This window comes from Specibacter cremeus (assembly GCF_003946885.1).
Taxonomy (GTDB): Bacteria; Actinomycetota; Actinomycetes; order Actinomycetales; family Micrococcaceae; genus Specibacter; species Specibacter cremeus.
Genome location: NZ_RWKQ01000020.1, coordinates 40,675 through 55,601 on the forward strand (window position 1 = coordinate 40,675; position 14,927 = coordinate 55,601).

Sequence of the window (14,927 nt, forward strand, 5' to 3'; positions counted from 1 at the left end):
ATGCCGTGGTGGTCGTGGATAGTCATATGGGTTGCGCTCGTGGCGCTGGCCGCGCTGTATGTGGTGCTGCTGGGCATCAAGGTCTGGCGGGATGCCGCCAAGACGATGCGTGCCTTCGACGCCGCGGGCGAGCGGCTGGGTGACTACCAGCGCGCCCGCGCCGCCCGGCTCGCCGAGGACGCGGCCGCAGCCACCCGCATCAACGCGCCGGCGCGCGACGCACCGGGGTCGGCGGTTTTTGCAACCCCCGAGGATATGAAGGATGATTACACGGCCGGCAAGGCGGCCCGGAAGCTCGGGCGGATCGGCCGGCGCGTCGCCCGCAGGACCAAACGCGGACAGCTCCAATCCTTGCGCGACATCGATGCCTTGAAAGACGTAGGATGAACCAAAAGGAAAGGACTTCTCGTGGGAAGACTGTTTGATAGCCCGTGGGCGATCGCGATCATTGTCATCGTGGTTGTTTTGTTGTTCGCTGCACCGAAGCTTCCCGGTATGGCCCGCAGTCTGGGCCAGTCGATGCGGATCATCAAGTCCGAGGTCAAGGAAATGAAGAACGATGGAAAGGCCGACACCGCCGCACCGGCGGCGTCGAACCCGCCGGCCGCCGAACCGCCCGTCGAGGGCCGCATCGTGAACAATCCGTCGCAGCCGGGGAATGCTGCCAGCGGTGAGGGTACCGGCACCGGTACCACTAACCAGCAATAGTCCACCGTGAGTGCACCGAAGGGCCGCAAGGCCAATCCAGAGGGACGCATGTCCCTCAAGGAACACCTTGTTGAACTGCGTAACCGGCTGTTCAAGAGTGCCCTGGCGCTGCTCGCCGGCGCCATCGCCGGATGGATCCTGTACGATCAGCTGTTCGCCGACATCTCCGAGCCCATTCGGAAGATCAGCCGCGATCGCGGCGTCGTGGCAACGCTGAACTTCGACGGCGTCTCGACGTCCTTCGACCTGAAGATCCAGATGTCGCTGTTCCTCGGCGTACTCATCTCCTCGCCGGTCTGGATCTACCAGATCTGGGCGTTCGTCACGCCCGGGCTGACCCGGAAGGAACGCAAGTACACGCTTGCGTACATGTTCTCGGCGATCCCGCTGTTCCTGGCCGGCGTGTACGCCGGCTGGTTGATCCTGCCGAACATCGTGTTCGCCCTGACGTCGTTCACGCCCAGCGGCGGCTCGAACATCATCCACGCCACCGACTACCTGCAGTTCGTGACGCAGCTGATGCTGTTCATGGGTATCGCCTTCCTGGTGCCGGTGGTGCTCGTCGCGCTGAACTCGGCCCGGCTGGTGCGTGGCAAGACCATGTTGAAGGGCTGGCGGGTCACCATCCTGGCCGTCACCATCGTTTCGGCCATGGCCGCGCCGGGCGCAGACGCGTTCTCTATGTTCTTCCTGGCCGTGCCCCTGCTGGCGCTCTACTTCGGTTCCATCGGGTTGTGCATCCTCAACGACAAGCGTCGCGACCTGCGCGAGGCGAAGCGGGTCGAGGAGACGGATGCCACGGCGGACACCGGTACGCCGTTGAACGAGCTGGGCAACCTCTAGCCAGTGGTCGAGCTTGGGCCCCCGGTGGTCGAGCTTGTCGAGACCCGGGAGCGGGCCCCCGGTGATTTCGACAAGCTCAATCACCGCCGCGGGGACAAGCCCAATCACCGCCGCGGGGACAAGCTCAATCACCGCCGCGGGATAGGCTAGAGGCATGTCATCGCCGGAAACACCCCCCGCGGCAGAGCGTTATCTGGCAGCCAAGGAACGTGCCGCGGAGGCGAGGACCCGTTTCGGCGCGTTCCGGGCAACGTTCGACTTCCCGCTCGACGACTTCCAACGCGACGCCTGCAAAGCGCTCGAGGCCGGCCGGGGCGTGCTTGTCGCGGCGCCGACGGGGGCGGGCAAGACGATCGTCGGGGAATTCGCCGTCCACCTGGCCTTGGCCCAGGGCCGGAAGGCGTTCTACACGACGCCCATCAAGGCCCTGAGCAACCAGAAGTACCAGGAACTGGCGCACAAGTACGGGGCGGATGTCGTCGGCCTGCTCACCGGCGACACGAGCATCAACCCGGACGCCCCGGTCATTGTGATGACCACCGAGGTGTTGCGCAACATGTTGTATGCCGACTCCGACGCCCTCGAGTCCCTCGCCTACGTCGTCATGGACGAGGTGCACTACCTGGCCGACCGGTTCCGCGGCGCCGTGTGGGAGGAGGTGATCATCCACCTGCCCGCCGAGGTGCGGATCGTCTCGCTCAGCGCCACGGTGTCCAACGCGGAGGAATTCGGCGCCTGGCTGGACACCGTGCGTGGCGACACCGCCGTCATCGTTTCCGAGCACCGCCCCGTGCCGCTGTGGCAGCACGTCATGGCGGGGCGGCAGATCGTGGACCTGTTCGCGTCCGGGACAAGCTTCGACGACGCCGCGGCCGAACCCGCGCCCGCGCCCGGTGACGGGCCGAAGTTCGAGGTCAACCCGGAGCTGCTGCGCCTGGCCCGGCACGAATCGTCCGGCGCGTTCCGGGGGTGGTACGGCCACGGTGCCCGGCCCACCCGCCGGGACAGGAGCTCGCGCAACGGCCGCCCGGCATACCGGACCGAAGACCATCCGGGTGCCGTGCGGCGCGCGACCCGGCCGCAGGTCATCGCCGCGCTGGACCGGGCCGACCTGCTGCCGGCCATCACGTTCATCTTCTCCCGCGCCGGCTGTGACGCCGCCGTCAAGCAATGCGCGGACGCCGGTCTGTCGCTCACCAGCGTGGCCGAACGCGACGAGATCGCCCGGCGCGTCGACGCCGCCTGCCGGGACCTGCCCGACTCCGACCGCGAGGTCCTGGGCTATTGGGGTTGGCGGGACGGGCTGCTGCGCGGCCTGGCCGCCCACCACGCCGGCATGCTTCCCGCCTTCAAGGAGGTGGTGGAGGACCTGTTCGCCGACGGGCTCGTGCGCGCCGTGTTCGCCACCGAGACCCTGGCGCTGGGCGTCAACATGCCCGCCCGCACCGTCGTGCTCGAGAAGCTGGAGAAGTTCAACGGCGACGCGCATGTGGGCATCTCGGCGGGGGAGTACACGCAGTTGACCGGCCGGGCCGGGCGGCGCGGCATCGACGTGGAGGGGCACGCCGTCGTGCTGTGGCAGCCGGGCACCGACCCGGCCGCCGTGGCCGGGCTGGCCTCCCGCCGAACCTATCCGCTGACCTCCAGTTTCCGCCCCACCTACAACATGAGCATCAACCTGATCGCCCAGTTCGGCCGGGAGCGGGCACGCGGCATCCTTGAATCGTCGTTCGCCCAGTTCCAGGCGGATCGGTCCGTCGTCGGGCTGGCCCGGCAGGTGCGCTCCCGGGAAGAGTCGCTGGCCGGCTACGCGGAGGCCATGACCTGCCACCTCGGCGACTTCGGCGAGTACGCGCAATTGCGCCGGCGGCTCGCCGACCTCGAATCCGGCGCCGCCCGCGACCAGTCCAAGCGGCACCGCGGCGCCCTCGTCGACTCACTGGCCAGCCTGCGACCGGGCGACGTGATCAACGTACCGGCCGGGCGCGCGCCCGGCCACGCCGTCGTTGTTTTCGGTGACGCCCACGCGCACGAGCCACGCCCCACCATCCTCACGGTGGACAAGGAGGTGCGGCGGCTGGGCGTGCACGACCTGGAGGGACCCATCGGGCCGCAGACGCGTGTGCGCGTGCCCAAGGGGTTCAATGTCAAGGTGGCCCGGGACCGCAAGGCGCTGGTCGCCGCCGTGCTGGACCGCCTGGCCGCCCCGGCCGGCGGCGGCTCCCGGCAGGGCGGCTTCACGCTGCGCCCGGCCGCCGCCGGGCAGGAGGCGGCCATCAACGCGCTGCGCCGGCAATTGCGCGCGCACCCCTGCCACGGCTGCAGCGACCGCGAGGCGCACGCACGCTGGGGTGAGCGGTGGTGGACCCTGCGGCGCGAGACCGATGCGCTGGTGCGCCAGATCCAGGGCCGCACCAACACCATCGCCAAGACGTTCGACCGGGTCTGTGAATTGCTGGCCGGGTACGGCTTCCTCGAGACGGGCGACGACGGACGGCTGGCTCCCAGCGCCGACGGGCAACGCCTGCGCCGGGTCTACGGCGAGAAGGACCTGCTGATCGCCCTGTGCCTGCGCGAGGGCGCGTTCGAGGACCTGGACGCCGCCGAGCTGGCCACGCTCGCCGGCGCGCTCGTGTACCAGGCCAAGCGCGAGGAACAGGGGCTGCGCCCGAAGATGCCCTCCGTCGCCTTGGAGGGCGCGGTCGAGACGCTGGTGCGCCAGTGGTCGGCGCTGGAGGACGTCGAGGAGGCCCATAAGCTGCCGCTGACGGGCGAGCCCGAACTGGGGCTGGTCTGGCCCCTGTACAAGTGGGCGCACGGACGCGACCTGCAGGCCGTGCTGCAGGGCACGGAACTCGCCGCCGGCGACTTCGTGCGCTGGACGAAGCAGGTCATCGACCTGCTCGACCAGTTCGCCAAGGTCCCCGGCATGCCCGCCGGCTTCCCGAGGCTGTGCGTTGACGCGATCAGGCTTCTCCGGCGCGGCGTCGTCGAATATTCCTCCGTTATCGAATAGCCGGATGTGCCATGCACCGGCGCATCCGGACCCCCTTCCCGAAAGGATCCTTCCCCATGTCCTTGACGCTGTACCGCAACGGCTCCGTCTACAGCACGGCCGACCCGCTGGCCACCGCCATGCTCGTCGACGGCGACACGGTGGCCTGGGTCGGTTCGGAGCATGCGGCCGCGTTGCTGCTCGACGACCGGATGACGCTCGTTGACCTGGACGGCGCCCTTGTCACGCCCGGGTTCGTCGACTCCCACGCGCACGTGACGGAGACTGGCCTGGCGCTGGCGTCCGTGGACCTGTCCGGTGCGCCGACGCTGGCCGCGGCGCTGGACCTGATGGCGGCGGCCGCCGGCGCCATCGTGCTCGGCCATGGCTGGGACGAGACGCGCTGGCCGGAGCAGCGCCCGTTCACGGCGGCCGAACTGGACCGCGCCGTGAACGGGCGCGAGGCGTACGCGGCCCGAGTGGACCTCCACTCCGCCGTCGTGTCGCCGGCCCTGGCTTCGGCCCACGGGCTGGCCGCACGGGCGGGTTGGACGGTCGACGGCCTGGTCACCGGAGACGCGCACGCGACGGCCCGGGACGCCGCCCGGAACCTGACCGGCGAGGGCCGGGACGCCGCACGGCGGCACGCGTTGCGGCATGCGGCGGCCGCCGGATACGTGGCACTGGCGGAAATGGCGGCCCCGCATGGCGGATCGCCGGCAGACCTGGCCGCACTGGCCGCCCTGACGGCGCCGGACGCGGAGGAGGCACTGCCCGAGGTCCTGCCCTACTGGGGCCAGGCCGTGGCCAGCGCCGAGGAGGCCCGCGCCGTGCTGGCCGGGCTCGGCACACCCGTGCTCGGGCTGGCCGGCGACCTGTTCATCGACGGCTCCCTCGGCTCGCATACGGCGCTGCTGCGCGAGCCCTACGCGGACGCGCCGGGGCACAGGGGCCAGCAGTACCTGACGGTGGAACAGGTCACCGACCACCTGGCCGCCGCGTCCGAGCTGGGGTTGACGGCCGGCTTCCACGTGATCGGCGACGCGGCCATGGACATCGCCGTGGAGGGCCTGCGCCGTGCGGCGGAGCGTGTGGGCATCGACAAGGTGCGTGCCGCCGGCCACCGGTTCGAGCACGCCGAGATGGCCGATGCGGGCGCCATCGAGGCGCTGGCCCGGCACGCCGTGACGGTGTCCGTCCAACCCGTCTTCGACGCGCGGTGGGGCGGGGGAGCGGAGCTGTATGCGAAACGGCTCGGCGCCAACCGTGCGGCCACGCTGAACCCGATCGCCGACTACTTTGGCGCCGGCGTGCCGGTCTGCTTCGGGTCCGACTCGCCGGTCACGCCGCTCGACCCGTGGGCGAGCGTCCGGGCTGCCCTGGAGCATCGCCAGGAGCGTCAGCGCATCTCCGCCAGGGCCGCGTTCATCGGCCACAGCCGGGCGGGCTGGCGTGCGGCCAAGGCCGCGAACCCGCTGCTGGGCCAGCTGGGCCCGGGCGCGCCGGCCAGTTTCGCCGTCTGGGAGGTTGAGGAACTGATGGTGCAGGTGGCCGACGAACGCGTCCAGTCGTGGTCCACGGATCCGCGCTCCCGGACACCGCTATTGCCGGCCGTTGACACCCCGGTGGCGCCGAAGTGCCTGCAGACTGTGCACCACGGCCGGGTGCTCCACGCCGCGGACGGGCTGCCCGCGACACTGTGAACCACAGGTGACCTGGCCCCCACTGGAGGACGGCGAAGAAGGCGATCACTGTGCGCCCCCATCGGCGCTGCGGACCAGCGTCGCGGCGAAGACGTATCGCGCCGGCGCCCCGATCCGGCGTTCCGTCCCGCATGGAACCCCGGTGTCAGAGCTGCCGGTTGAGGCCGAGTTCATTCACAACGCCGGCTACACGGGCGCGCTGGCCCTCGTTCAGCCCTTGGATGGGAAGAGGCAGGCACGATTTTGATGCCAATCCCAGCTGTTCCGCTATTGCCGCAATGACCCTGATGCTGCCGCCAAGCTCGGCGAACAGCTGCCACAACGGTGCGAGCCGTTCGGACTCGGCCATCGCGTCAGAGAGCCGCCCTTCCAGGGCAGCCCGGGTGATCCGCATGGCCGGGGCCGGCAGTGTGCCTGCGATGACCGAGTACCAGGCATCGCATCCGGCGGCCAGGCCGGTGGCGGCCTTGGCGTCACCGGAAACTCCGATGGTCACGTGCGCAGGGACAGCCGCGCGGATTTCCTGGACCCGGGCTCGTGCTTGCTTCGGGTCGGCCGGTACGCTCGGGATTTTGATGGAAGCGATACCGGGCAGTTCCGCGATGCGTCCGTAGAGCCCGGTCGTGAACGTGAAGTGGGTGGTGGCCGGGTTGTCATAGACGATGACGGGCAGCGACGAGCCCGCAGTGACGGTCCGGAACAGTTCGAACACGTCATCACCGGTGAGGGGCTGATAGGTCATCGGAGCCAGCAGGAGCCCGGAAGCCCCCGCCTGCTCTGCCTTCTCAGCGTTGGCGAGTACTTGTGAGGTCCGCAGCGCCCCGACACCAATGAACACGGGTGTCTCACCGGCATGCTCGACTGCCAGACGGGCGACGCGGCTTCGTTCCTCACTGCTCAGGTACGCGTACGAGCCGGTGGATCCGAGCGCAGTAATGGAATCAACATTCGCCTCGGCGAGCCGTTCTATCAGGCGAACGAAAGCACTCTCGTCAACCGCATCATTTACCAGAGGGGTCAGGGGGAAGGCACTCAAGCCGGTGAACATCGTTTAACTCCTTTGTTTGAATCACGGTGGAAGCAAAGTGTGCGGCATGTGCCGTTGCCCCGGGCGGGCTGAGCTACGTGTGCACCTGTAAGCAGGGAAATCTCGCGTGGCGACAGTCTGACGGACTCACTTACCTGGATGCCTGTCGCCTACTTCATCCCCTGGCCGATGAGGTCGGGGTCGGTGCGGGGGCCGGCGTGTTCGCGGGAGCGCGGTTGCCGTCGGCCACCGCGTTGCGCGGCGGCGCCGGCGAGGACGACGAGCGTGATGCCACCGAATTGGGTGAGCGAGGGTTGCTGGTGCAGCACGAGCAGGCCGAGGAGCACGCCGATGGCGGGTTCGAGGGCCATCAGGGTACCGAATGCGGTGGGCGTCATCCGGCGCAGGGCGAACATCTCGAGCGCGAACGGCAGCACCGGCATCAGGACGGCCAGTCCGAAGGCGGCAGCGAGGATACCGAGGTTGAGGTGTCCGGCGGACTGCGGAATGCCAACGACCGCTGCCGTGGCAGCGGCGATGGGGACGGTGAGTGAGAGTGCGCCGATGCCCGTGAAGCGATTGCCGATCCGTTGGGTCAGCAAGATGTAGGCGGCCCACCCGATGGCCGCGAGCCCTGCGAACCCGATACCGGCGAGGTTGATGTCGCCATCCCAGGGTTCTGTCAGCAGGACGACTCCGAGCAGTGCCAAGGCTGGCCAGATAAGTGCCCGCGCGCTGTGGCTACGCACCGCGGCGACCGCCAACGGACCGAGGAACTCGATCGCGACGGCGGTGCCGAGCGGAATACGCTCGATTGAGGCGAGGAAAGCGATGGTCATCAGTCCCGTGGCGACGCCCAGCCCCAGAAGCACGGGGACGTCGTGGCGGCGTAGCGCGCGCAATGGAGGACGGGCGATGGCCAGGAAGATGAGTGCTCCCACGCTGAGTCTGAGCCAGGCGGTTCCGGCCGGCCCCACCGCCGCAATCAGATCTACTGATAGGGCCGAGCTGAGCTGGACCGAGAGCATCGCCGCCACGGCCAGTCCCCACGGCGGCACGGGAACACTTTTTAGGACGCGTTTGCTCACGGCTGGCCCCTTCGGGTCTGCCAGTCGCCGAACGCGCTTATCCGGGAATGGAAAAGCATGTCAGTCTCTCTCATTGACTGTCGTGCCGGCGGCTATCAGGCGGCGGGCGACCCTGACGTCGGGACCGAGCCGGGCGACCAGGTCCTCGGCTGCGGTGTGGAGCGCCTCGTCGGTCATGGGTTCGAGCGCGTCGAGGATGAACAGTGCGGTGGTGGTGTGCTCGCCGAGCTGGGTGCGGCGTGCCTGGCGCCAGTTCCAGCGCCGGCAGGTCACTCCGGCGTCATCGCACCACACCACCTCGCCGGATTCCGGGTGTTCGATCACCGCGACGCCGTCGGCGGCGGTATCGAAGGGTTCCTTGCCGGTGGCGCGGACCAGCCGGGGCGCACCGCTGTAGCGAGTCAGATCCTCCCCGCCCAGCGGGACCTGGTGGAGCACTGAGACCGCGTTATAGAGGTCGGTGAGACCGTTCACCCGAGGCAACCCGGACACCGCACGGCGCAGGAGCGCCTCCAGGCTGTTGCGCGTGCGGTTCGGTTTGGCTCCGAAGCCATGGTAAGCCTCGCGCCACGCAGCCACGTGCGGGAGCTGCTCGACCGGCCGGTCGCCGAGCAGCTCGCGGGCCGCGGACTCCGCCGCCTGGAGCATGCTCAGCTCAGGCATCGGACGCCTCCGGCCGGTGTCTTGTTCCCACACCCGGCTCGAAGACGGCCAGGGAGAACCTTGCCGGCTCCGTGCCCGGATTGGCGTAAGAGTGTGCCACGTCGCCCGGGAACGTCACTGCATCGCCTACATCGAGGGTGACCGATTGGCCTGCGACCTCTACCGTGACAGTGCCCTGCTGGACCTGCAAGAGCTCCTTGGTGCCCGATGTGTGGGCCTCGCTCACGTGACGGTCGCCGGAACCCAGCGTCCAGTCCCATAGTTCAACCACGTCCGGCGGCTCGGTGCCGGCAACCAATACCCCGCGGCCGCCGGACTCACCGATCCACAAAGCGGCGCCCTCACCACTGCGGGTGACATTTACCGGCTTCGGCCGAGGTGGCTCGACCAACGCCGGCAGCCCCACACCGAGCGCGTCGCTGATCCTCAGGAGTGTTCCCACGCTGGGATTCGCGGCACCCTGCTCCACGTTGACTACCATCCTGCGGCTTACCCCTGCAGACTCGGCCAGCTGATCAAGCGTCCAGCCCCGCAACTGCCTCTCCTGCTTAACCCGGGCGCCGATTGCCAGCGCCAAGGTCGTTGTACTCTGATCCATAAGTGCATCATACTGCACTCTCAGTGCACTAGGCTACAGCCCTCGTTCGGCCGCCCGTCAATAGGGTGACCCAAAGACCCTCTTGAGCTTCGATGTCGCACCTCGTACCGCCAATCAGGACCGAACCATGCATGACTCGTGCAGACGACCGTCCATGGAACACTCTGCACAGACCCCTTGGAGTGTCTTGTGAACGACCCTTTCCCGAGCGTTGGTCCTCAAGCCTCCAAAATCCGCCGGTACAACACTGATTTGATCCACGAGCGCCAATCGCTGCACGGATCCCGCTCAACCCCTAGATGGCAAGACGGTTCGACGTTGCCATCGGCCACTATTTGTTCTATAACTTATAGAACAAAGGTAGGAGGTGGGAGTGATGATCCTCAACGTCGACCTGGCCAGCGAGGTGCCGATCTACCAGCAGCTTCGGGACCAGATCGTGGAGGCGATCGCCGAGGGCGTGCTGGCCGAGGGCAGCTCGTTGCCGGCCACCAGGACGCTCGCTGCGGACTTTGGGATCAACTTCCACACCGTGAACAAGGCCTACGACCTCCTGCGACAGCAGGGCTTGATCCGGCTCAACCGCAAGACCGGTGCAGTGGTGACCTCGACGGTCGCGGACCCGCCGTTCCCCGCGGAGTGGACCGCGAGGGCACGGACCCTGTTGGCCGAGGCCGTCGCCAGGGGAGTACCGGCTCACGAGGTTCTCAAGACCTGTCGGTCCGTGCTCGATTCATTCGGTACCACGCATCCAGAGGACATGCCATGACCGTTGCCATCGTCCTGAGTTCCGTGTTGTTGGCACTGGTGCTCGTACTCGCCCTGGCGCTGCCCTCGATCAACAGTCCGACCGTGCCCTTCGGGGTTCGGGTACCGGCCCAGCGTGCCGAGGACCCGACGGTGGTCAGGCAGACCCGCATCTACCGATGGCGGGTACTCGTCAGTGGGATCGTCGCCGCCGGGGTCGGCGTCGTCATCTACGGCGTGACAGGCGAGACGTTGCTGCTGCCGTTGTCGGTGCTGGTGCTCGTCGGTGTCTGGTACGGCTGCTTCTTCCTGGCCAACCACGAGATCCGGGCCGCCAAGACCGCCGGGGGCTGGTACCAGGGCCTGCACCAAGGCATCGCGGTGGACACCGCGCTGCGGACCGATCCACCGCGGTTTCCCTGGCTCTGGCTGGCACCGGCGCTGATCGTCACGGTCGCTACGGTGGTGATCGGCGTGATCAGCTACCCGTCGATGCCCGAGATCCTCGCGGTGCACTACGGCGCCAAGGGCGTGCCCAACCGGTTGGTTGCCAAGTCGGTCGGCACCGCCTTCTCATTGGTGTTCGTGCAGATCGGCGTGACTGCACTGCTCGTGGGTATCGCGGCGGCCATCTTCTTCCGCAGCCGGCCCGACATCGACCCGGCACACCCGGCCGGCTCCGCGCACTGGCACCGCCGGTACATGTCACTGGGCGCCAAGGCGCTGCTCGGGCTGGTCGCGATGATCGACTTGGGGATGCTGGGATCATCGCTGCTGATGTGGACCGGGACGGTCACTTCGTGGGCGCCGTTGGTGATCGTGCTCCCGATCCTGGCCGCCGTCGTGGTGGCAGTCGTGGTCCTGGCCAGGAACAACCGTGAGCAGGATGAGGGCGAGGAGGACACCGGCCTGACCCACCGGGAGGACGACAAGTACTGGCGCGGTGGCCTGTTCTACATCAACCGCGAAGACCACACGCTGCTGGTTCCGCGCCGGTTCGGTCTGGGATGGACGCTCAACTTCGGCAATCCCAGGGCAGCGATGCTTCTGGCCGGCGTCGTGGCACTGATCGGCCTGCTGATCACCCTCCGTTTCGGCGGCTGATCCCCCCAGCGGTGGCGTCGCGAGTGCCGCCCAAAGCCGAAATTCGCACCGCCCCCCAATGCGACGATCAGCCAAACCATAGCGTCGGATATTTCACTTATTCACAAGCCACCCCTACTAGTGCACAAACTGTCGGATGATTCCCCGCCCGGGATCCTAACGGTTCCGACCCGCATGTTGACGGCGTTGGCGCTGGTCTTGCGCTTGTTGACACACGCCGCTGAGGCAATAGGATTTAGGACAACGGCTTACCGAATGGTGCTGGCCTTTGGGCCAGTCATCCTCGTGGCCCCGCCGGCAACGCAGGAATGCGGGCCGGCTTCTTCAGGGGGGACAAGTCCACGCGTCATCAGAAAACAGCTTGGCCGTGATCTTTGAAAATCCGGCCCATGCTGGCCCGAAGGCGCGTGGATTTGTCTTTGCCCGCCCTGATGCGCGTGACCCGTGACGCTGGCGGCGGCGCATTCCACCTATAATGGACTCTTGGCGCGCTGACATGGGCGGTTCGCCGACACGCCCGCCGGTGCACCCCGCCAAGCATTCCCCGGGGTGGGCCCGGCGCCTCCCTTGCGGCCACACGAAAGGCACCCGTTACTTGCGCGTCCTCACGATCATCCCCACCTACAACGAGCTCGAATCGCTGCCGAAGACGCTGACCCGGCTACGCGCCGCGGCCCCCCAGGTGGATGTGCTCGTCGCCGACGACAACAGCCCGGACGGCACGGGCGCGCTGGCCGACGAGTTCGCCGCCGCCGACCCCCAGGTCCATGTCCTGCACCGCGCCGGCAAGGCGGGGCTCGGCGCCGCCTACCTGGCCGGCTTCGCCTGGGGTCTGGAGGCCGGCTACGACGTGCTGGTCGAAATGGACGCCGACGGCTCGCACCAGCCCGAACAGCTTCCGCTGCTGCTGGACGCCGTGGAGCAGGGCGCGGACCTGGCGCTCGGGTCCCGTTGGGTGCCCGGGGGGAAGGTCGTGAACTGGCCACTGCACCGCAAGCTGATCTCCCGTGGCGGCAGTTTCTACTCGCGCCTGCTGCTGGGCCTGTCGGTGCGCGACATCACCGGCGGCTACCGCGCGTTCCGGCGCAGCACCCTGGAGGCCGTCGACCTTGGCACGGTCGATTCGGTCGGCTACGGCTTCCAGGTCGACATGTTGTGGCGCGTGGCGCTCAAGGGGTTGCGCATCGTGGAAGTGCCCATCACGTTCGTCGAGCGCGAGTTTGGCGCCTCGAAGATGAGCGGCGGCATTTTCCAGGAGGCCGTGGTCAACGTGACGCGGTGGGGCCTGGCGGCCCGCTGGGCGAAGCTCACCGGTCGGGGCAAGTAGCGTTCGCCCCGGGCCGCCCGCACGAAAGGGGCCGGGCCGGGATCCTGCACGGATTCCGGCCCGGCCCCTTCGCGTTTGCGGGTGATTGCGGTTGTTTGCGCCGAGCGGCCGTCAGGCGCTTTCGCCGCGCCGTTCACGCAATGCCGTCAGGCGGTCGGCCAGGATCTGCTCCAGCTCGGCCTCGGTGCGGCGCTCCAGCAGCATGTCCCAGTGCGTGCGCACGGGCTTCGCGTTGGCGTCCACGGGCTTCTCGCCGTCGACCAGGATCGCCTCCTTGCCGGTCTTGGACACCCAGACCGGGGGAATCTCCGCCTCCATGGAGAATGTCACGAACACCTGCTCGCCGTCGGCGCACCGGTACTCCACCCGCTGGCGGGGGGCCGGTTCGACTCCGGACTCGGTTTCCATGCTCTGGGCACCCAGGCGCATGCCCCGCAGGCTGCGATCGCTCATGACTTCTCCTCAAGTAGGCGCCTGCCGGCAGGTCGTCCGTGGCAGGCGGGATGCCCGCACGCCACCGTGTCGGGTGGTGTGCAGGCTTGTAACGTCTACAGTTTCAACGCGGAAACATGGACGGATGTTCCCCGCGTCCGGGCCGGCGGCTTTCGATGCGCCGCCCGGCCGAACATCCATTATACGTGCTCGCCGGCGCTCTCCCCGGGGACGGCGAGATCGGGCGTCGTGGCGCCGAGCACGTTGCCGATGCCCTTTAGCGCCTCGCCCACCTCACTGGGGATGATCCACAGCTTGTTCGACGATCCGGTGGCGATCTTCGGCAGCGTCTGCAGGTACTGGTACGCCAGCAGTTTCTGCGTCGGGTTGCCCTTGTGGATGGCGTCGAACACCTTCTGGATGGCCTGCGACTCACCGTCCGCGCGCAGGATGGCCGCCTTCGCGTCACCTTCGGCCTTCAGGATTGCGGACTGCCGTTCACCCTCGGCGGTGAGGATGGCCGACTGCTTGGTGCCCTCGGCCGTCAGGATGGCGGCGCGGCGGTCACGTTCGGCGCGCATCTGCTTCTCCATGGAGTCCTGGATGGACAGTGGCGGGTCGATGGCCTTCAGCTCGACGCGGCTGACGCGGATGCCCCAGCGGCCGGTCGCCTCGTCGAGGACGCCGCGCAGCTGGCCGTTGATCTGGTCGCGCGAGGTCAGCGCCTCCTCGAGGTTCAGCCCGCCGACCACGTTACGCAGCGTGGTCGTGGTCAGCTGCTCCACGGCCTGGATGTAGTTCGCGATCTCGTACGTGGCCGCGCGCGGGTCGGTGACCTGGAAGTACACCACCGTGTCGATGGACACGACCAGGTTGTCCTCGGTGATCACCGGCTGCGGCGGGAAGGAGACAACCTGTTCGCGCAGGTCCAGCAGCGGCAGCAACCGGTCGACGAAGGGGATCAGGATGGTCAGCCCGGGGTTGAGCGTGCGCTGGTACTTGCCGAGGCGCTCGACGACGCCGGCGCGCGCCTGCGGGATGATCCGTACCGACCTCACCAGGACGACCACCACAAAGATGATCAGGATGATGAGTACGACGGTCAACGCCGCACCTCCGAAACCTAACATTGCGTTCCCCTCTTTCGTTGCTGTCGGGCATGAGTGACAAGTTCTTCGGCGGCTGCCGGATGGCCCGGTGCGCGGGTGGGCCTAGGCGCCCGCGGTTGGCGCCGCCGTCGTGCTGGTGACGACGGCGGTGGCGCCGTCAATCGCGGACACGACGACGGGGGTCCCGGCCGCCAGTTCGGTGCCGGATGCGGCCCGGGCGGACCAGACGTCGCCGCCGATCTTCACGCGCCCGCCCGCGGCGCCGATGGTCTCGACGACGACGGCGTCGCGCCCGATCAGGCGGTCCACGTTCGTCAGCAGGTCGGCGGGGCCGCGGCGCAGGTGGACCATCGCGACGGGCCGGATGAAGATGGTCATGGCGGCCGCGACGACGCAGAACACCACTACCTGGAGCGTGAAGTCGGCGTGCAGGAAGTAGGCGACCATGGCCGCCAGGGCGCCGACGGACATGAGGATGAAATAGAGGCCGAGGGTCAGCATTTCGACCACGGCCAAACCAAGAAACACGACCAGCCATATCAGCCAACCGTTGTCGACCAACCATGCAAACATCGAGTCCCCC

Annotated in this window: 15 protein-coding genes; 8 read left to right on the forward strand and 7 right to left on the reverse strand. The window is 68.1% G+C overall.

Annotation, left to right across the window (positions count from 1 at the left end):
* The first annotated feature begins 39 nt into the window (after nt 1-39).
* The 5 genes from EJC77_RS09570 (at nt 40) to EJC77_RS09590 (ending at nt 6,249) form a co-directional block, all read left to right on the forward strand.
* Entirely contained in the window at nt 40-387 is a 348-nt protein-coding gene (locus tag EJC77_RS09570) for a hypothetical protein (protein ID WP_240630052.1), read from the forward strand.
* Nucleotides 388-408: 21 nt separating this feature from the next.
* Nucleotides 409-708, forward strand: a complete 300-nt coding sequence (gene tatA / locus EJC77_RS09575) for a Sec-independent protein translocase subunit TatA (protein WP_125611997.1) — start codon at nt 409-411, stop codon at nt 706-708.
* 48 nt (nt 709-756) lie between these two features.
* On the forward strand, nt 757-1,551 hold the full coding sequence (gene tatC, locus EJC77_RS09580; protein WP_125612079.1) for a twin-arginine translocase subunit TatC: 795 nt from the start codon (nt 757-759) through the stop codon (nt 1,549-1,551).
* A 154-nt stretch (nt 1,552-1,705) separates the two neighbouring features.
* Nucleotides 1,706-4,567, forward strand: a complete 2,862-nt coding sequence (locus EJC77_RS09585) for a DEAD/DEAH box helicase (RefSeq protein ID WP_125611999.1) — start codon at nt 1,706-1,708, stop codon at nt 4,565-4,567.
* A 56-nt stretch (nt 4,568-4,623) separates the two neighbouring features.
* Entirely contained in the window at nt 4,624-6,249 is a 1,626-nt protein-coding gene (locus tag EJC77_RS09590) for an amidohydrolase (protein WP_125612001.1), read from the forward strand.
* Nucleotides 6,250-6,394: 145 nt separating this feature from the next.
* Here the strand turns inward: EJC77_RS09590 and EJC77_RS09600 are convergent, their stop codons facing one another.
* The 4 genes from EJC77_RS09600 to EJC77_RS09615 form a co-directional block, all read right to left on the reverse strand.
* Nucleotides 6,395-7,297, reverse strand: coding sequence for a dihydrodipicolinate synthase family protein (locus EJC77_RS09600; RefSeq protein WP_125612004.1), 903 nt, complete (start codon nt 7,295-7,297; stop codon nt 6,395-6,397).
* A 149-nt stretch (nt 7,298-7,446) separates the two neighbouring features.
* Nucleotides 7,447-8,304 carry an EamA family transporter gene (locus tag EJC77_RS09605; RefSeq protein ID WP_125612081.1) on the reverse strand — a complete coding sequence of 286 codons (858 nt, stop codon included), beginning with the start codon at nt 8,302-8,304 and terminating at the stop codon, nt 7,447-7,449.
* Between the two features lie 120 nt (nt 8,305-8,424).
* Entirely contained in the window at nt 8,425-9,027 is a 603-nt protein-coding gene (locus EJC77_RS09610) for a B3/B4 domain-containing protein (RefSeq protein WP_125612006.1), read from the reverse strand.
* Nucleotides 9,020-9,625, reverse strand: a complete 606-nt coding sequence (locus EJC77_RS09615; protein ID WP_125612008.1) for a helix-turn-helix domain-containing protein — start codon at nt 9,623-9,625, stop codon at nt 9,020-9,022. Before EJC77_RS09615 ends, EJC77_RS09610 begins: the two co-directional genes overlap by 8 nt.
* 376 nt (nt 9,626-10,001) lie before the next feature.
* On the opposite strand from EJC77_RS09615, the gene EJC77_RS09620 reads away from it, so the two are divergent.
* From EJC77_RS09620 to EJC77_RS09630, 3 genes are all read left to right on the forward strand, one after another.
* Nucleotides 10,002-10,394 carry a GntR family transcriptional regulator gene (locus EJC77_RS09620; RefSeq protein WP_125612010.1) on the forward strand — a complete coding sequence of 131 codons (393 nt, stop codon included), beginning with the start codon at nt 10,002-10,004 and terminating at the stop codon, nt 10,392-10,394.
* On the forward strand, nt 10,391-11,476 hold the full coding sequence (locus tag EJC77_RS09625; protein WP_125612012.1) for a DUF1648 domain-containing protein: 1,086 nt from the start codon (nt 10,391-10,393) through the stop codon (nt 11,474-11,476). Before EJC77_RS09620 ends, EJC77_RS09625 begins: the two co-directional genes overlap by 4 nt.
* Nucleotides 11,477-12,071: 595 nt before the next feature.
* Complete coding sequence (locus EJC77_RS09630) at nt 12,072-12,803, forward strand: polyprenol monophosphomannose synthase (protein ID WP_125612014.1); 732 nt, start codon at nt 12,072-12,074, stop codon at nt 12,801-12,803.
* Nucleotides 12,804-12,914: 111 nt separating this feature from the next.
* Here EJC77_RS09630 and EJC77_RS09635 read toward each other — a convergent pair whose 3' ends face one another.
* The 3 genes from EJC77_RS09635 to EJC77_RS09645 form a co-directional block, all read right to left on the reverse strand.
* A complete protein-coding gene (locus EJC77_RS09635) occupies nt 12,915-13,256 on the reverse strand; it encodes an RNA polymerase-binding protein RbpA (protein ID WP_125612016.1) in 342 nt (113 codons plus the stop codon).
* A gap of 179 nt (nt 13,257-13,435) precedes the next feature.
* Complete coding sequence (locus EJC77_RS09640; RefSeq protein WP_125612018.1) at nt 13,436-14,365, reverse strand: SPFH domain-containing protein; 930 nt, start codon at nt 14,363-14,365, stop codon at nt 13,436-13,438.
* Between the two features lie 81 nt (nt 14,366-14,446).
* Entirely contained in the window at nt 14,447-14,917 is a 471-nt protein-coding gene (locus tag EJC77_RS09645; protein ID WP_125612020.1) for an NfeD family protein, read from the reverse strand.
* Between the last annotated feature and the right edge of the window lie 10 nt (nt 14,918-14,927).